The organism is Stenotrophomonas sp. YJH_SMC_27 (genome assembly GCF_059369815.1).
Genome location: NZ_JCAFTA010000002.1, coordinates 460,547 through 478,154 on the forward strand (window position 1 = coordinate 460,547; position 17,608 = coordinate 478,154).

Genomic DNA, 17,608 nt, shown 5'->3' on the forward strand with positions numbered 1-17,608 from the left:
GCTAGCGTGCGTCGAAGCGCTCGCGGGCGGCGTCCAGTGCCTGGAAGTTGTGCTCGGCCCAACGGTCCAGAGCGGACAGCGTGTCAACCAGGCCACGCGCGACTTCGGTCAGCCGGTACTCCACATGCAGTGGCTTTTTGCCCAGCTCACACCGCTCGACCAGGCCATTGCGCTCCAGCTGCCGCAGGGTCTGGGTCAACACCTTCTGCGAGATGCCTTCGATCTTCCGCAGCAGCGCGCCATTGCGCAGCGGCCCCTGCGCCAGTGCCGGCAACAGCAGCATCACCCACTTGCCGGAGATCAGCGCCAGCGCATCACGTGCCGAACAATCGGCGGCATAGACATCGCCCGGACAGGCCATGGTTACCTCAAGGTGCGTAATTGCCGGGGCACTCCGGCATCGCGAGGATGGTCGCACACTCCACCAACACCTCGCCCCATGCGCGCCCTGATCCTGCTTGCCCATCCCGAACCCCGCTCGTTCAACGCCTACCTGGCCGCGCAGGCCGCCGAACAGCTGCGCCATGACGCCCTGCAGGTGGACGTGGTCGACCTGTATGCGGAAGGCTTCGATCCACTGGAAGCGGCCCATCATCATTCAAGGCGCCTGCAGCCCGACCGCTTCGATGCCCAGCGCGAACAGCGTCATGGCGCCGAACAGGCCCGGCTGCCCGCCGATGTGCAGCGTCATCTGCAGTTGCTGCGGGCTGCGGATCGGGTGATCCTCAAGGGCTGGCTGGACCGCGTACTGGTCTACGGGCCGATGTACAACAGCCGCCTGCGCCACGAACACGGCGCGATGCGCGGCAAGCGTGCCCTGCTCAGCGTCACCACCGGCGCTTCGGCGCGGGCCTGCGCGGTGGATGGCCGTGAGGGTGATACCCGCCTGTTGCTGTGGCCGTTGATGTACAGCCTGCGCTACGTCGGCTTCGATGTGATGGAACCGCATGTGGTGCACGGCGTGCGTTCCGGGCTGGCACCGGAGCGCGCGCAGGCACACGACGAGGCACTGGCTGCAGCAACGCACTACTACCGCGAACGCCTGGCGCACTGGACGCAGTGGCCCACCGTGCCCTTCAACGACAGCGCGGATTTCGAGGACGGCGTGGTGCTGCGCGCGGAGGCCACCACCTACAGCCCCTTCATCCGCCATCGCAACGCCGGATGAATCCAGGTCTGCACGCTGGGTCGGGACGCGCGATACTACGTGCTCATTGAAAGCACCTTGGTGAACCCATGACCACCCTTCGCGCCTCGCGCGCCGACGACGGCGCCGCCCTCGTCGACCTCTGGCGCCGCGCCGTCGACGCCACCCACGACTTCCTCAGCGCAGAAGACCGCCAGGCCATCGACGCTCAGGACCGCCCCCTTGGCTTCATGCTCATCGATGGCACGCACATGGAAGCGCTGTTCATCGATCCTGACGTGCGCGGTACCGGTATCGGCAGGCGACTGCTGCAGCATGCGCTGGCCCTGCATCCGCAGCTCAGTACCGACGTCAACGAACAGAACGCACAGGCCGTCGGCTTCTACCAGCGCATGGGCTTCGTCGCAACCGGACGTTCACCGCTGGATTCGCAGGGCCGCCCGTATCCGCTGATCCATCTCCGGTACGAGGGCTGAGATCAGCCCCGGCGGCGGGGTCAATCCACGGGCGGGGCGCTTGCCTCGAATGCCGCTGAGTAGCGCACTTCGCCCTGCGCGATCGGCGGCACCAGGGAGAGGGCCTGGAAGCACGCTGCTGGAACACCCGGCAGTACCAGGCCCGGTTCGGCATGGAACCCGAATCGCCCGTAGTAGGACGGCTCCCCCAGCACGACGCAGCCCTGCGCGCCCTGCCCACGCAATGCGTCGAGCGCCGCGTGCATCAGCGCTGCGCCAATGCCCTGCCCCTGGCATCCGGGCAGCACCGAGATGGGTCCCACGCCAAACCAGCCGGTGCTGCCATCGCTTATCGTCACCGGCGACAGGGCGATGTGCCCGACGACCTGCCCGTCCTTCTCGGCGACCAGCGAAAGACTCAGCTCTCCACGCGAACGCAGCGCATCGACAATGAACTGCTCGGTGTGGCTGCTGTGCGGCGCATCACGGAAGGCCGCCTCAGTGAGTGCGTGGATGCTTGCCCGGTCTTTACTGGACTCAGGCCGAATTGTGTAATTCATGGCGCCCGTCTCTGTGATGGAAATGTGAATTATTGATTTGAATCACACATCTGCAGAAGAGCCTGCGTCGCGCGCAGCGCCAGCGGAAACACCGGATCGCCCACGGCGCAGGCGATACGCCCGAGGTAGCACCCGCCGGCGCGTCAAAAACATGGCGCGCCGGGTGGCAATGGCTTGCCGACACGCTCCATAATCGGAAAACCTGTCATCCAGGAATGATATATGGACATGGACGCGCCATGCAGGACCGGGCCATGGATGTAGCACAGCGCGAACACAGGGGACGGCCGTTGTTGGCGTTGATCGCGCTATTGCCGCTGGCCGCGTGCTCACCTTATGCCGATGCCGAGCGCGACGTTGCTGCGGGTGGACGCGGCCTGGCCAGGCTCAACCCGGCGCCGAAGCAGGCCTACGAACTGGTGCTGACAGTGAAGGATGCACCGGGCCCGTTCGCGGTTGTTGAGGGCGTGGCCCAGTATGACGTCAGCAACTACGAAGACTGCGGGCGGATCATCTGGTCCACCGGCACGGCCAGCCGCATCACCAGCCAGGAACCGGTGGAACTGCGCAGGACGGGCGAGAACGAATACCGCGGTACGTTCTACCTCGACCGCATGCAGGACCAGGACTATTACGATCGCGGTACGTGCCACTGGACGCTGACCGGCGTTGGCGCGATGTTGCGTGCCACGACCGGCGAAGCTGATACGCGATTCCTGACGTTCATCGACAAGAAGCGCATGGACGCGGGATCGCCGTTGACTCTCTACTATCCGAAGACTGCTTATCCCCGCGCCGAGCTCGCTGCCAACTTCCCTGCCAGCGGCAAAGAAGATCCGTCGGCCTACAAGGAGGAACTGCGCGACGCGCTGTTCTCGACCACAACCACTGTGCGGACGCTCGCGCCATGAGCTGCCAGTGCCACATTTCCCCCTACACACCAGGAGGCCGACATTGCGCCACAAGATGATTCCGTGCCTTGCTCTGCTTCTGTTGACCGCCTGCCATCCGGAGACCGCCATGAACCAGGAACGTGCCGCTGCTGAAGCCGATGTCGCCCAGGGTGGGCGCGGCCTCGCCAAGCTCAACCCCAGCCCGCGCAAGGCCTATGAACTGGTGCTGCGCCTGAAGGACGCCCCCGGCGATTTCGCGCTGGTCAAGGGCGTGGCCCAGTACGACGTCACCAATGAAGACCAGTGCGGCTATATCGAGCCGGCCACCGGCACGGCTGCACGGATTACCAGCCAGGAGCCGGTGGAACTGCGCAAGGTCGCTGATGGCGAGTACCGGGGCACGCTGTATGTGGACCGCATGCTGGATGAAGACTACTACGGCCGCGGCGTGTGCAGGTGGGAGTTCACCGGCGCCGGGGCAATGCTCAAGGCAACGGGTGCTGAAGAAGAAACCCGCTTCCTCACCTTCGTCGACGCCAAGCCGCTGACCGAAGGTGGCGCACATACGCTCTACTATCCGGATCTGGTCTATCCGAAGGCAGATCGCGTTCCCAATTTCCCCGCCAGTGGCGAGCCCAATCGCAGCAATTACGCCCCTGACCTTCAGGACAAGCTGTTTACGATCACCCTCTCCGCAAGCGAGGTGGCGCCGTGACCATCACCTCCCAGGATTACGCCGCGCTATCTGATGACGCCTATAAGGATCGGGCCGTCGGCCGACGTGAACCCGGCCTAGAGGAGAAAGTCACGTTAAACGGCCATGAGTACAAGATACTTGAGCACGTCAATAATCGCCTCAACGGCTATCAAGGCACCGTCTATCAGCGAGTAGACACCAAAGAGATCGTCATTGCGCATCGCGGCACCGAGCAGATAGCTCGCGATGCGATTCTGACCGATGGCGGCATGGTGGTGGCACGCACGAACGTGCAGGCTCCTGACGCGATTGCCCTGACACAAAGGACGCTTGAAGGCGTCGCGCTTCAGTCTCGCTTGAACGGTGTACCTGCTCCCCAGGTCACCGTCACTGGCCACTCTCTCGGTGGCGCACTGGCCCAGATCACCTCGCACCATTTCAACGTCAAGGGCGAAACCTTCAACGCCTATGGCGCGGTCAGCCTCAGCTACCGCATCCCGGAAGGCGGCAACACCATGATCAACCATGTCATGGCCTCCGATCCGGTCAGCGCGGCGTCGCCGCACTTCGGCCAGGTGCACATCTACGCCAGGCCGAATGAAATCAGCACGCTCGCCGCGAACGGTTTCAGCAATCACTCGTTGCGCGCCCTTATCCCCGACCGGCCGATCATCGCCGCAGGCAGCTCGTTCGGCGCGCACAAGCTGGGCAACTTCCTCGGTGACGGCTCGGTGCTGCAGCACCCGGAAACGCAGAAGCTGGCAAAAGACAACGCCAGGATGATCGAGGAGTACCGCGACGACGTTGAATCACTGCGCCGTGGTGTCACCCGCGCGGCGCGGGGCATTCCAGGCGGCGCCGTCGACCTGTACGACCACATCCGCGGCCCGCTGCAGCCCGGTGAGCCGGCACGCCGCGAAGCGGAGAAGAACGGCCATCACACCAGCATGCTGCGAATGGACGATGCCAACCATGTGGGCAACCCACTGTTCAACGACGCGATCCGTAGCGTGCACGCGCAGGATGTCCGCGTCGGCCGGGTACCAGACGTGATGAGCACGCAACTGGCAGGCAGTCTGGCCGCCGAAATGCACGCAGCAGGCGGCAAGCGCATCGACGAAGTGGTCATGAATGCCGATGCCTCGCGCAGCTTCGCCGTGCAGGGCCAGGGCGGTGACCCCGCCCACCTTCGTGTGTCGGTGGATACGGCAGTGGCGATGAACACCCCGCTGGAACAGAGCAGCCAGCGCATCGACCAGCAGGCCGCCGACCAGCGCGTTGCGCTGGAGCGCGACCAGCAGCTGGAACAGCAGCGGAACCAGACCCGCAGCCTGCAGGCCTGATGCAGCGCGGGAGCCGGTCAGCCCGGCTCCCGCATCACTTCGAGACTCCGGCTCAGGGGCTGGACGCTGCCATTGGCACGGATGCTGCGGCCGTCACGAACAGATCGGGCCCGGAATCCGGGAATCCGCCACAGGCGCGATCGCCGGGTGCCACCGGGTCACAGGGCCACTGCGCGCGCGCGACCTTCTCGCGCAGCTCGAAGCGATCCCCAGTCCAGACCACGAACGCGATGTGCTCGCGGTTCCAGTCACCGTAGGCGCGCGGACCGCCCTTCTGCGCAGACTCCGGGTACTGCACGAACCAGCGCATGGCCGGGCCGTACTGCAACTTGCTATGGTCCAGGATGACACGTCCCTCACGCGACAGCTGTCGCGCACGGTCGGCGTCCGTCACCGGCGGCATGGCCGGCATGGCATCGGCGGTCACATCCCTCGGCGGCGCGTCCCCGCGGACCTGGTACACACGCTGGGCCACATAAGCCTCGCGGCAATCACCTGCGGGTACGCGGACCGGCTCCGCGCCGTACTCATCACGGTTGGCGACCTGGTCGCTGCAGGTGAACGGCGCCGACACCAGGTAGAACGTGCTGTCGGCATCGCGCCCTTCCAGCGAGCGCACCCAGATGTCGCCCATCCGCACGACGAAGTCCGGGCGCTGGCCATAGCCCGGCACCGCCTTGAACCATGCCTTCTGCCGCACCTCGCGCTCGCGCCAGCTGCGCGGCAGGTGGATGTCCTGCACGGGCAGCGCGACCAGCAACGCGGCCAGATGCGCCGGCATGGTGCCCTGGCAGGCGCCAATCAGCAGGTCGCCCTGGGTCGCCAGCCGCCCGGCCAGATCCACCGGGCAGCGGGCACCGAGCGCCCGCTCGGTCGCCTGCTCTGGCGGCAACGGCACGATGGCCAATGCGGGCGGAGCGGGGGCTACCGCGGGAACGGTTGGCTCGACGGAGGCGGGCGGTGCAGCCACAGGTGCCGCCGCTGCGGGCGCAACGGGCGCCGGCGCCGGATCCGCAGTCGGCGCCGGCTGCGCGTCCACCACAGGGGGCGCAGGGGGTGTCACGGCAGCCGACACCTCGGGCGTCGGCGCCACGACAACGGCGTCGGCCGCCGCGCGCGGGGCAACGGGCGCCGCCTCTGCAGGCGCCTCAACGGTAGCCTCGGCAGCGGGGGGCGTCTCCACCACAGATGCCGCTACCTCCTGAGCCTGTGCCGCCCCCGCGACAAGTCCAAGTGACAACAGCCAGACCGGCGGCAGGCAGCGCACGGATGCAGTGCAGCGGGCAGCGGCGTGCCGGGTATTCGAGGGAACGATTCGCATGTGGTGTCCTTACGAGTGGGTTTCCATGTCGGCGCCACAGGGCGCCACGCGTCGTACGTAAAGCGCCTGCGGGCACTCTGCCCGCCGGCATCAGGTGCTACAGGGATCGAGAGCGCTGCTCCTGCTCGCGGGCGAGCGCGGCCGCGGGGTCCTGCTGGGCGACACTGGCGGCCAACTGCTGGCTGCTCTGCGCCAGCGGCTGCTGCGCCGCCTGTTCGCGCTCGACCGAAGCGCGCAGCATGGCTGGGTCACCCAGCGCGCCCTGCACGGCAAACAACGTGCGACCGTCGTTGCCAGCCAGTAGATGATCGATGCGCGACATCCCCGCCTTCTGCGCGCTCAGCGCCAGTGCGCCGGCAGCATTGTCCAGTTCCTGCACGCTGCGCAGACCGCTTTGTGGTCCCATCTGCTGCAGATGGTGGCGGGCGCCCTGGAACAGGGCATGCCCCGGCGCGCCAGGCTGCGACATGTCGCGCACGGTGGCCTGCTGGGCCGGCGCCCCGACTTCGCCCCGCTCCAGCCGCGCCATCACATCAGGCGTCAGCTTCTGCTGCCACGCCTCGAATCGCTGCTGGCGGGCCTCGATGCCGTTCAGGCCACCATTGATCGCGCGCGTCGCTTCGCGCACGTCCTCGCGCGCCGCTTCCGGCACCCGCGTCTGCCACTGCCACACGGCAATGCGGCCTGCATGCTCGGGCTGCGCGGCCAGTTCCGGGTGATTCACCAGGTCCAGATCCAGCGCTTTGCCGGCACGCTCGTAATTCTCCTTGCCGACCAACGGCAGATAGCCGCGGCCGTGGTACTTCAATGCGTCGCCGGGCACATCATTGCCCATGCGTCCGCCGTACATCAGCTCAGCCAGGTTTTCCGGGCGGCCACGCAGCGCTTCCTGGCGGGCGCTCTCCAACGCAGCCTTGCCATTGCGCCACGCAGCTTCCACCGGGATCTGCGAGATGCCCCGGGTGAAGTTGAAACTCTCGTTGAGACGGCTCAAGCCACGGGATTCATGCCCGGCCTGCGCCATGAAGTTGGCCAGTTCCCGGGACGAAGTCATGCCGGCCTCCGTGGCCTGCCGCAACAGCAACGACTCCCTATCCTGCGACACGGTGAAACTCCTGCTCGATCATCGTTGGATACTCCCGCCTCCTCACCGGCATGGCACTCAGGGCAAGCTCACGTCGGCGACGACGGAAGGGTCGAAATCCTCGAATCGCACCCGGCCAAGCTCGGCCGCGGAGAAATCGCGCGTGTGGGTCGCTTCGGTTTCGGTGTCCACCACCTTGCGCTGCACGCCATGCACCCAGCACGCCTGCTCGGCAGGTGCATACCGGAAGGTGTAGACGCTGCTCCAGCGTTCGCGGCTGCCGCCGTTGGTGATCACGCTGAACGCGCCGTCTTCAATCGTCACGTAGGCGAAGGGATCACCGGCCATGCCACCGCGCGTTGAGCACGGCACCAGCTTGTCGTTGCGTGCCGCCAGCTGCCAGCGGCCCGTGGCATCACCCAGCAGCAACAGCAGGACCCGGTTCGGTCCGTGCTCGCCGGGCAACAAGCCCTCCGGAGGTGGTTGGTCGATCACCAGCAGCTGGTCCTGGAAACCATTGCCGGTCAGATCGCCGCGTACAGCTTCCAGCAGGTTCGCGCCGGACGGAACGAACGCCAGGGCATTGTCCATGTGCGTGCCACTCCCCTTCTCCATCCCCTGCAACTCCTTCAATCCCGTCTTGCCAGTTCCCGAGCGGAGGCCGGAAACGGGGCGATGCCCCGCACGTGCCCGGCGGCCGCCATGGCGGATGATAGCCCCGAGCCCACGGCAACCGCGATGGTGGCAAGCGTCACCCGCACTGCGGGGGGACACAGTCCTCATGGACGGAAAAGCTCCTGCGTTCGATGGCACCGGCGCGTCGGGATTTTGACGCGCACGCAGCTTACTTCGAGGAGGCAGCGCTCGTCGAAGGGGGCTTGGGATGAAAAGCGCACTTGATCACAAAAAAGTGCGGTTAGCGCGACTTGTTGCCGAATCGAAGGCTGATAGCAGCCGGAAAGAATTGAAAGTGCAAAGCCCACGGAACTGGCCGGCGGCTTTCACAAGAATCAATGTCAGTCTGATCTGGAACTGCATCAGAGCCCGCAGGACCCTCCCTAAGGGATGCCTCGATGCACGTTCTGCTCAGTCACTCCTGAAGACCAATCACAAGCAGGGAGCCCCTGCCGTGTCCGCAAACACACCTGTGGACGTACCAGGACTCGACAGGTCGTAGCGTTCTTGCCGGCCAAACTTCTTCAGCGCTGTAGTTCACCCTCTCACTAAAACGGGGAGACTGCACGCACTGTATACGACGTGGCATCCCTTCTGGGATGGATCGACACAGTTCTTTTTGGCCGCCACCACTGCGAGAGCCTCCGAGGAACCAGTCCCCAAACCACCTGCCGCACCCGCTCTATTCTCCGAGGGCATCACCCAAGCGGCGCATTGGTTTCTGTATTTCAGGATCATCTTGCAGTCACGCGCCCCATTCCTACCACATTGTCGCAAGGCCTCGGACTCAGCCAGAGCCTCGCTATCGCGACCGACCACATCACCCGCGTCGCTCGTAGTCTCAGAAAACGCTATGCCCCCCCATTGATCCATATAGCGCATCCGTGGTTTCGAAGCTCCCCGCCGCTCCGTCGCCCCGGTATTGGCGCCAGGAATCGGAGCGCACCCTTGAACACCCTGTCCTCCGATTGGGTAGAAGCCAGGCGGACAATTTCCCTCTGCCGAGGCGGAATCAATGCTCCAAGCAGTTCCAACCATCAGGACCATCAATGCAGGCAACAGCGATTTCATGCGGACGGGATCCCATTGACGACAATTTTGGTCAATCAAGTGTTGCCGGAGGGAGCATTGCCCCGCAAACCTGGACCTGAAGTAGATTGCACTTCGCCCTGACCTTGGAGCCTAGGTGTCGCACTCGGGTTGGCCAACACACCGGTACTTGGGTTCAAAGCTGGCGCGGGAGGCGTAAACATACCACCCGACCCACTAGAACCCGGCGGCTGCCCAGTCGGTCCCGGCGAGGTCGGCACGGCGCTACCACCTATCTGCGAATCTGCCATGAAGATACCCAGGGTGCCATGAAAGAACATCGCAGCCATTGGGGGCGCAGTCAGGATCAGCGTCGTCAGCATCAGGCCCATGCCGCCCTGCTGCAGCGCCGTGCTGCTCATGCCCTCGGTCAGGTTCGAACCCAGCAATGCACCCAGCCCAGACGCGCCCCAGAACGAAGCCGGCAAGCGAACCACCATTTCCATGTCAATGCCGGTCATCGCAGCCAGCATCGTCATGGAGAACATGGTTCCAATACCGCAGAACAGCCATCGTTGGAACAGCTGCTTGGTCTGTTCGACAATGGATGAGTTATTAACTTCGCACCGAGCCAATGAACGCAGTACTACCTGTAGAAAAATATGGTTGAACTGCAGACCGAAGTTTGATCTTCAAAGGCAACTCCACGCACTCACGTTGACTGAGCTTATGAACAGTGACGCCCACCCTTAGCACAAAGTCGACATCTTAAGTGAAAATAGAAATGACCCACTTCTCAGTAGGCCACTCCTAGAATAGACAAGCAAAACTCCAGCATGCACAATACCCATACTACCAGGATTCAAATCAGCGGAAAGACTTAAACTCAGACATACTGCACGCAGAGTAGATAACGGCACAACTGCGCCCTTTACCTTCGGCCTCACAGAGCCGCACTGATTCTGCCTTCGCATCGCGCTCATTCGGCGAGCGATATGCCACAGTCTTCACGTTCATTAGGGGAACAGAACCAATCACCGGTCCGGCTAGTGCGACGCACTGATTGTGATATTCGAGAATAATTTCACACTCTTGCCCACCCATCCGCCGACACTCAGAGAGCGCTAGAGACTTCGCTTCTCGCTTTGATTTTCTGGCCTCCGCCACACCAATCGCCAAAACCTCACTTGTTCGACGACCCACATCCTGGGCTAGCGCACCCCACCGGGTTTCCCATCTACCCGTTGGCACTGGGCTGCCGCTCTCAGCACTGGCTTGTCCACCAGGTATGGGCGCACAGCCGCCCACACCCTGCCCTCCAATTGGGTACTGCCCTGGCGGGCAACGCCCTTCTGCCAACGCCACGCTAGAAATGGCAAGCAGAAAAAGCATCGCAAAGCACTTCATGTACCCACCTCTACCATTCAATATTATTGCTCCACCGTCAGGCACCTGCCCATCCATATTTCCCGGCATCTTGCTTAATATAACCTGGCCAACCGATTCCATAACTGGAAGTTGCATCTTCTGCAGATTTCACCGATGGAGCACTTGAGCCATCCTTCGTCTGCGCCGGCGTATAGCTACCGGCGGTTGCCCACTCGGGCCCGGTGCCTGCGCCGCCGGGCTGCCACCTATCTGCGAATATGCCATGAAGCTGCCCAAGGTGCCCTGGAAGAAACATGGCTGCCATTGGGGGCGCACTCAGCATCAAGGTCGTCAGAATGAGGCCCATGCCGCCCTGCTGTAGCGCCTGACTGGTCATACAGTCACAGGATGAGCCTATAAGCGGGAACTTGTTCACAAGCGCCGTCATCCAGAACGAGGCGGACACGCGGATCACCATGTCCAGCGCGATCGAGACCATCGCCGCCAGCACCGCCATGGAGAACATGGTTCCAATACCGCAGAACAGCCATCGTTGGAACAACTGCTTGGTTTGTTGGACAGCAGCAACATTGAACTCACGATCACTGCTGGGCCACCCGTGCCGGGGGCGATTAAGCGAATGACCCGAGCTTTTTCTTGTTGAAGTCCGGAATCACTCAGATGATTTATGCAATCGAGGTTTGACGGAGCCCCGTGTATCGACGACAGGCGCTCTTCGATCTGCAAATCCCGGTTACTTGTCGTTTCCAAGCATAACAGCAGCCGAAACCTAAATCAGAATTTCTCAAACTCTGGCTCGGTCCACCCGGAGTAAATGACCTTGCAACCGTCACTTCCCCGTCTCACGCAAGCATCCACAGCCATCTTGCTCGCAGCATCGACAGAAGCCGCACGCGCAAACGTAGAGCCACCAAACCTTGAGTCACTGAGAGATACGAACGCAGCGCATTGATTATTGAACGCCAGCACAACCTTGCAATCCGTTGCTCCACGCTGCCCACAATTGGCAAGCGACTCAGAAGCCGCGTCAATCGGGGCGAGCCACCCGCCCCCCTGCTGGCCGATCGGGTACGGCCCAAGAGGACATGGCCCTCCGGCAGAAGCTACGTTACTCCGTCCCAAGATCAAGATTGACAAGTTTGAACTGAGAAAAAACTGCGACAGCGGGACTGACAACTCGGCCTTCATGCGACGGACACTCAGAAAACGTCATGCACCTGAAGAGCCCCAGCGTGCATTCCCCTACGCTCATCCACTAGAATTTCTGGAATTCAGGTTCAGCGCAATTCTCGAAGATCACCTGGCAATCGCTGCCCCCGCCACTCTCACATTGCTTCAATGCACGGGTTTTTGATTCTTCAATTGTCGGCGAGCTACTGAAAAGAGTCCCCCCTGTCCCCGACTTGGGCACCACTGCAACCGCGCACTGATTATTATAGGCAAAAGCAACTTTGCAGCCGCTAGCACCCTCTTGCGCACAGACTGCTTCGGCCTCCTTCGCAGCCAAAGACTTACTCTTCTTGCCTGTCGATGCACCGGATGCGCCGCTTGGGGATAGCGCAATGGCACCCCAAGTCTTTATCCAACGGCCGGTTGCTTTGGGTCCAACGTCCTCAGTGGCAGCACCGCCAGGCATAGGCGCACACCCACCAATGCCCTGCCCTCCGATGGGATACTGACCGGGTGGACACCGCCCCTCTGCCCAGACCGACTCAGATGTGAGCGCAGCACCCGCCACCACAATTGCTGCGACCAAACTCGCCGCGACTGAACGCCTGATCATACCGGGAATCTCCCAACATCAAGAGTAGCGTTTTTTCTTAGCTTGATGGGCGCAGAAAAGAAATAGCCCGCTCAACGGCGGGCCATTCTATCGCAGCGTCATCAGAAAAAAGCGGGCAATGACTCAGAATTTCTCAAACTCCGGCTCGGTGCAATTGGACATGACAACTTCACATGTCTCTTTGGAAGCAGCACGACATTGCGCCAAGGATAGGCCTTCCGCCTCCTCCTTTGTGGCTGCAGCAGAGTAGAAAGTCCCCCCGGTTCCCGCATTCGAGACAGCCGCCGTCGCGCATTGATTCTTATAGGTGAACTTCACTCGGCAATCCCGACCGCCTGCATCAGAGCAGGATCTCACCGCCGCGCTTCCCGCATCTGCCTTCTTCCTCCACCCACTTGCCGCTCCTGCGATTCCGGAAGGCGAGGCGGCAAATGCTCCCCAAGTCTTGATCCACCGCCCCGTTGGACGCGGGCTTTCCGCTCCTGATCCACCAGCAGGTATTGGCGCGCATCCGCCGGCACCCTGCCCGCCAATCGGATACTGGCCTGGAGGACACCGTCCTTCGGCGAAGGCAGCGCCGCCGCCCCCAAAAATTAGGACTGCTGCAAGAGCGCACCTCAGAACTTGAGCTGCCCGGTCACTATTCATACACACATCCTTAAACCTAAGTCAGATCCATCAATCCGCCAAGCCATACTGCCCCTGCTTCTGATTGGACGGCGTGTAAGTGCTTGGAGCAGAGTTCCTTATAGTGACACCACCATCCTGATGACTCGAATGCCCTTCGCTCTTCGATGGCGAAGGAGGTGTGTAGGTACCCGGAGGCCGACCATCAGCACTAGGAGTTGAGGCCGCACTACCACCTATCTGCGAATATGCCATGAAGCTACCCAAGGTACCCTGGAAGAACATGGCTGCCATTGGGGGCGCAGTCAGAATCAAGGTCGTCAGAATCAGGCCCATGCCGCCCTGCTGCATCGCCTGACTGGTCATACCGTCGCTGGAAGCCCCGTCAAGCAGGAACCTGTTCACCAGCGCCGTCGCCCAGAACGAGGAAGACACGCGGATCACCATATCCAATGCAATGGACACCATTGCCGACAGCACCGCCATCGAGAACATGGTCCCGATTCCGTAGAAGAGCCATCGCTGGAACAATTGTTTGGTCTGATCGAACAACAGACAGAGGATGAACAGTGGGCCGAAACCGATGAACAACGCCATCGCGACCTCATAGAGCAACAGCATCGAGCCAGCAGTCACCGCCGGGCCGCCCGTACCCAAGCCGATGAACCACATGGCTCGTGTCTTGTCTTCCTGCAGCCCCGGGTCATTCAGGATCTTGATTCCATCCACACTGGACAGCGCAACCTGCATCCAGGCCAAGCTCTTGTCGATCTGCTCCTCGGGCTTCTGATCCTTCCCGGTAACGACATGGGTGATGAGACCCTTCACGTCCTCGGTCAGGAATTCATGAAGATCCCGGCCAAACATGCCCATGCTTGTCGCTACAGCCACGATAAGTGCGGCGCGCGCCATGTTGGTCACCAAGATCATCATCGAATCGCGGCTGCGTCCGGTGACGATACGATAGCCCTGAATGAGGACCCACAAGGTCATGAGGGTCAGCGCCATTCCGCCCACCCACGCCATCATGTTGTCCATGACGTCGAAGCCGAACTTGCCGATTCGCTCCCGCAGATAGTCCAGGATGAGCTTGAAGAAAACGAAGTCGCCGACCGACTGGACGCGCGCCACGTGCCCCATCAAATCCTGGAATCCGCCCGAAAAATCAAAGTTGGCAATCGACCTGATCGTCATACCCACATTCCCTTGGTGATACCGCTATCGCTTGAGGCGCCCCGTAGGGACTCGAACCTCAGGTGCTTCATTCCACGCATCAGTCGATGGACAACGCCGTCTTCAGCGCTGCTGTCTTGACCAGGTCACTGATGACGGTCTTGGTTGGATCGCCCTTGAGCGCAGACTGGGCGACGACCTTCTGATTGGCCTCCATCACATCGATGTAGGCGTCGTATGCCTTGATCCGGGCTTCAAAGTTCTTGATCGTTGCGTTCATTTCGTTCGCAGTACGCATCGAGTCGTTCGCCACTGCGTTCATGTCACCGAGCCGATTGCTACCAAAACGCAACTGCGCGATGTCATCCATGCTCTTCAGGAACGCAGGCCCGGTCGTCTGCATGAAGTAAACCGCATCGTTGTATTTGCGATTCTGCATCATGCGGATGTTCACGCAGATCTGCGTCTGCTGGCTCTTCCAGTCGCCCTTTGAATTGAAAATGATGTTGGGCAGCATGTCCTTCAAATCTGCGCCGGTGCCACAGGTTTCAGCGACCAGGTACTTGGGCGAAACGGGCGTCAGCTGTGCAGCGGAAGGAAGACCGAAGTTGTTGACGATACCCTGCACCTGAACCAGCATCTCGCCATACTCCTTGATGGTCTGGTTCCAGTCCTGAAGCCACTGTGTATTTTCTCTGACGAACTGGGTCTTCTCCTGCACCTTGGACTGCAGGGTATTGAACTGGTTCCAGATGTGCTGCATCAGCGCTGGACCGGTTTCCTGCACCGGACCAAATGCCCCAGCGTTGGTGGCAGACAGCGCCAAGGCAACACCCAGCACCTTGGCCACCGGCTTGAGTACCTTGCGGGCGCTGGCCCGACGCTTGACGATGTTCATGGCAAAACTCCTGTTGTTCAGATTGACATCCACTTGCCTGTCTCCTGCTTGCGCTGCCATCAGGCAGCGTCGGAACGGGGTTCCTTCCCCGAACCCTTCCGGTTCTTGTAGAAATCTTCCAACCACTGTTCCGGCGTGAGCTCGTCCACGGTGATCCGATTGCGGACTGCAGCCGTCTGCAACACCCGATGCATGATGTCGATGTTGTCGGTCGAGGCCGAGATCACCGACAGGATGTCGTCCATCCCACGCAGGTTGAGCTGGCAGACGCTGGACGCATGGCCCTGCTTGACCAGGAAGCAGCGCGAGCGCTCGTCCAAGGCGGTGACCACCCTGAACTCGGCCTCGGTCAGCTTCAGGCCATCCATGTAGTCGCTCTTGCTGGCATTCGGGTTCGGCAGCAGGATCAGCGTGGCGGTCTGTTCAATCAGGGCGGCAGAGATATCACTCTTCAGCGCGTCCTCCGGGCTCTGCGTCGCGAAGATGCCCAGACCGTTCTGCTTACGGATGGTCTTCTGCTTGTTCTTGGCGAATTCCTTCAGGCCACCCTCGCCGTCCAGGATCTTCCAGAATTCGTCCATCACGTAGATCAGCGGACGACCATCGATCAGCGACTCCAGGCGGTGCAGCAGGTAATTGATGACCGGCACGCGTACTTCGGGGTTGTCAATGATGTCGGTGTAGTCGAAGCCGATGATGTTGGCCTTGCTCAGATCAACGGTGTCGACCGGATTGTCGAACACCCAGCCCAGCGAATTGCCCGAGGTCCAGCGGCGCATGCGCGCGTAGAGCCCATCGTCGCCCATGTTGGGCAGGCTCTTCTGGAAGTTGGTCATGCTGCGCAGGTGCATCGGCGTATCGAGCATGCTTTCCACTGCGCGGTAGATGTCCTCTTCCTCGCGCGCACTGTACTCACGCTTGCCGGCCAGCACCTTGATCAAGTCGGCCAGGAACTGAACGTTGGCTTCATTGTTCTCGCATTGGAACGGGTTGAAGCCGGTCGGCGCGCCGTTCTCCAGAGCCAGATAGTTACCACCGCAGGCACGGACGAAGATCTCCGCACCACGGTCCTTGTCGAAGAAGAAGATGGTCGGCGACGGCTCGTACTTCTGCACCTGGCTGAGCAGGAAGTTGATCAGCGCAGTCTTACCGGTACCCGACTTACCAATCACCATGGTGTTGGCGATCGCCTTCTCGCCCAACGAGTTCTCTGACGGATGGGTCGCGTGGAAATTGAAGTAGTACGGCTGGCCGTTGGTGGTCTGCAGCGTGGTGACGCAGTCGCCCCACGGGTTGTTGTGCTGCTTGCCGGTAGCAAAATTGTGCAGCGGCGACAGCCCCAGGAAGTTCAGCGAGCTGACATTGGCCAGGCGGGTGCGGTAGCGCCAGTTGGCTGGCAGCTGCGAATAGAAGGACGAGGTGACGGCCAGATCTTCCTTGGTCGACACAAAACCGGCATTGGACAGCTCGGCGCGCGTCGTGGCCACGTTCTGTGACAGCTTGGCCTGGCTGTCGCCGTAGACCGCCATGATGAAGTGATACTCGCCGAGCACGAAATTGCCCGACGAGAGCTGATCCATCGCCTGGTCCAGCTCGACGATCTGGCTGACCGCCTTGTCGCCGGAGGAGATCATCATGCCCTTGGTGCGGTCGAGCACCTTGAGCGCGTCCTGGCGCCCCATCGGGCTGAACGAATGGGTGATGACGTACTCGTAGTCCAGGTACTTCAGGCCGTTGAGGATGCCCGGGTACGTTCCCTCAGCATATTCCTTGATGTTCAGGATGGCGCCGAAGTGGTTGGCACCGTTGGGGGTGTTGATGACGAAGTCACCGGTCTTGGCCGAAAACATGTGCCGGCTCACTGGCAGGTAGTCCTTGATCGGTGCCGACAGCACCGGCACCGGCTCGTCGATGCGATTGATCAGGTAGCCGAACAGCTCTAGCGTTTCAGAGAACACCACGCCGTTCTTTGCCTCGTACATTCCCAGGCGGTACGGCGCATAGTCGCGGATGACGGCCTCGACGTTGCCGGCCAGCTCCATCAACTTTTCTACTGCCTGCTCCTGCTCGGCGCGCAGCTTGTCCACGTTCGCCGACTTCTCGACGAAACGCTTACCCGCCACCACGGGGCGGTAGATCATGGTCAGGTACAGCTCGTTCTGCATGATGCGCTGTGAGGACAACATGCCCATGTACTGATCGGACACATCCTGGTTGAAGCGCTGCTTGTAGTTGCTCCTGCCCTTCAGGGTCCGGCGACGACGGATGTCGTGCACCCAGAAGGCGACGTTGACGAAATCCGGCGCGCGCAGCGTCTGCAGCAGGCGGTTGAACGTGTTGTGGCGATGCTCAAGCTCCCACTCCTCACGGCCGACGAACGGCAGCCCTTCCAGATGCCAGGTCAGCAGGTAGTCGCCGCCCGTGGTCTTGACCACGTTCGGGGCGACGTGCGACGACAATGGAATGAACTCGCTGATGGAGGTGTCTGGGCTGAACATACGACTGCTTCCAAAGAGGTACTGCCAAAAAGTTTC

Annotated in this window: 20 protein-coding genes; 5 read left to right on the top strand and 15 right to left on the bottom strand. The window is 61.6% G+C overall.

All coding sequences use genetic code 11. The features are described from left to right. Position 1 precedes the first annotated feature (1 nt). The gene (locus tag AC5P7R_RS05655) at positions 2-361 is read right to left on the bottom strand and encodes a winged helix-turn-helix transcriptional regulator (protein WP_021202806.1); all 360 of its coding nucleotides are present in this window, start codon (positions 359-361) and stop codon (positions 2-4) included. Positions 362-439: 78 nt separating this feature from the next. Here AC5P7R_RS05655 and AC5P7R_RS05660 point away from each other — a divergent pair, with 78 nt between their 5' ends. Continuing rightward, positions 440-1,168, top strand: a complete 729-nt coding sequence (locus AC5P7R_RS05660) for an NAD(P)H-dependent oxidoreductase (protein ID WP_478405346.1) — start codon at positions 440-442, stop codon at positions 1,166-1,168. 68 nt (positions 1,169-1,236) lie between these two features. Beyond that, positions 1,237-1,623 carry an acetyltransferase gene (locus AC5P7R_RS05665; RefSeq protein WP_495213786.1) on the top strand — a complete coding sequence of 129 codons (387 nt, stop codon included), beginning with the start codon at positions 1,237-1,239 and terminating at the stop codon, positions 1,621-1,623. 20 nt (positions 1,624-1,643) lie between these two features. Here AC5P7R_RS05665 and AC5P7R_RS05670 read toward each other — a convergent pair whose 3' ends face one another. After that, positions 1,644-2,162 carry a GNAT family N-acetyltransferase gene (locus AC5P7R_RS05670; RefSeq protein WP_478435898.1) on the bottom strand — a complete coding sequence of 173 codons (519 nt, stop codon included), beginning with the start codon at positions 2,160-2,162 and terminating at the stop codon, positions 1,644-1,646. Between the two features lie 239 nt (positions 2,163-2,401). Here AC5P7R_RS05670 and AC5P7R_RS05675 point away from each other — a divergent pair, with 239 nt between their 5' ends. From AC5P7R_RS05675 to AC5P7R_RS05685, 3 genes are read left to right on the top strand one after another with little or no spacing between them, the layout of a single operon-like run. Continuing rightward, positions 2,402-3,073 carry a hypothetical protein gene (locus tag AC5P7R_RS05675; RefSeq protein ID WP_021202802.1) on the top strand — a complete coding sequence of 224 codons (672 nt, stop codon included), beginning with the start codon at positions 2,402-2,404 and terminating at the stop codon, positions 3,071-3,073. Between the two features lie 43 nt (positions 3,074-3,116). Next, complete coding sequence (locus AC5P7R_RS05680; protein ID WP_021202801.1) at positions 3,117-3,770, top strand: hypothetical protein; 654 nt, start codon at positions 3,117-3,119, stop codon at positions 3,768-3,770. Next, positions 3,767-5,095 (top strand): XVIPCD domain-containing protein, encoded by a 1,329-nt coding sequence (locus AC5P7R_RS05685; protein WP_478435899.1) that lies wholly within the window; start codon positions 3,767-3,769, stop codon positions 5,093-5,095. Before AC5P7R_RS05680 ends, AC5P7R_RS05685 begins: the two co-directional genes overlap by 4 nt. Before the next feature lie 52 nt (positions 5,096-5,147). On the opposite strand, the gene AC5P7R_RS05690 is transcribed toward AC5P7R_RS05685, so the two are convergent. From AC5P7R_RS05690 to AC5P7R_RS05750, 13 genes are all read right to left on the bottom strand, one after another. Then, positions 5,148-6,416, bottom strand: coding sequence for a hypothetical protein (locus AC5P7R_RS05690; protein ID WP_478435900.1), 1,269 nt, complete (start codon positions 6,414-6,416; stop codon positions 5,148-5,150). Between the two features lie 97 nt (positions 6,417-6,513). Next, positions 6,514-7,521 (bottom strand): XVIPCD domain-containing protein, encoded by a 1,008-nt coding sequence (locus tag AC5P7R_RS05695; protein WP_478435901.1) that lies wholly within the window; start codon positions 7,519-7,521, stop codon positions 6,514-6,516. A 57-nt stretch (positions 7,522-7,578) separates the two neighbouring features. After that, positions 7,579-8,115 carry a hypothetical protein gene (locus AC5P7R_RS05700; RefSeq protein ID WP_019660284.1) on the bottom strand — a complete coding sequence of 179 codons (537 nt, stop codon included), beginning with the start codon at positions 8,113-8,115 and terminating at the stop codon, positions 7,579-7,581. A gap of 597 nt (positions 8,116-8,712) precedes the next feature. After that, complete coding sequence (locus AC5P7R_RS05705; protein WP_134735805.1) at positions 8,713-9,246, bottom strand: DUF4189 domain-containing protein; 534 nt, start codon at positions 9,244-9,246, stop codon at positions 8,713-8,715. Positions 9,247-9,281: 35 nt separating this feature from the next. Beyond that, positions 9,282-9,743 carry a type IV secretion system protein gene (locus tag AC5P7R_RS05710; RefSeq protein ID WP_478435902.1) on the bottom strand — a complete coding sequence of 154 codons (462 nt, stop codon included), beginning with the start codon at positions 9,741-9,743 and terminating at the stop codon, positions 9,282-9,284. 328 nt (positions 9,744-10,071) lie between these two features. After that, complete coding sequence (locus AC5P7R_RS05715) at positions 10,072-10,728, bottom strand: DUF4189 domain-containing protein (protein WP_080241929.1); 657 nt, start codon at positions 10,726-10,728, stop codon at positions 10,072-10,074. Then, complete coding sequence (locus AC5P7R_RS05720) at positions 10,649-11,098, bottom strand: hypothetical protein (protein WP_478435903.1); 450 nt, start codon at positions 11,096-11,098, stop codon at positions 10,649-10,651. The genes AC5P7R_RS05715 and AC5P7R_RS05720 overlap by 80 nt, the downstream gene beginning before the upstream one ends. 269 nt (positions 11,099-11,367) lie before the next feature. Further along, positions 11,368-11,781, bottom strand: a complete 414-nt coding sequence (locus AC5P7R_RS05725) for a DUF4189 domain-containing protein (RefSeq protein WP_478435904.1) — start codon at positions 11,779-11,781, stop codon at positions 11,368-11,370. A 67-nt stretch (positions 11,782-11,848) separates the two neighbouring features. Next, complete coding sequence (locus AC5P7R_RS05730) at positions 11,849-12,376, bottom strand: DUF4189 domain-containing protein (RefSeq protein ID WP_080241927.1); 528 nt, start codon at positions 12,374-12,376, stop codon at positions 11,849-11,851. A 123-nt stretch (positions 12,377-12,499) separates the two neighbouring features. Further along, the gene (locus tag AC5P7R_RS05735) at positions 12,500-13,024 is read right to left on the bottom strand and encodes a DUF4189 domain-containing protein (RefSeq protein WP_194445300.1); all 525 of its coding nucleotides are present in this window, start codon (positions 13,022-13,024) and stop codon (positions 12,500-12,502) included. 30 nt (positions 13,025-13,054) lie between these two features. Then, positions 13,055-14,197, bottom strand: a complete 1,143-nt coding sequence (locus AC5P7R_RS05740) for a TrbL/VirB6 family protein (protein ID WP_021202796.1) — start codon at positions 14,195-14,197, stop codon at positions 13,055-13,057. Positions 14,198-14,276: 79 nt separating this feature from the next. Next, complete coding sequence (locus AC5P7R_RS05745; RefSeq protein WP_019660287.1) at positions 14,277-15,074, bottom strand: hypothetical protein; 798 nt, start codon at positions 15,072-15,074, stop codon at positions 14,277-14,279. 59 nt (positions 15,075-15,133) lie between these two features. Then, entirely contained in the window at positions 15,134-17,572 is a 2,439-nt protein-coding gene (locus tag AC5P7R_RS05750; protein ID WP_155029776.1) for a VirB4 family type IV secretion/conjugal transfer ATPase, read from the bottom strand. Positions 17,573-17,608 lie beyond the last annotated feature (36 nt).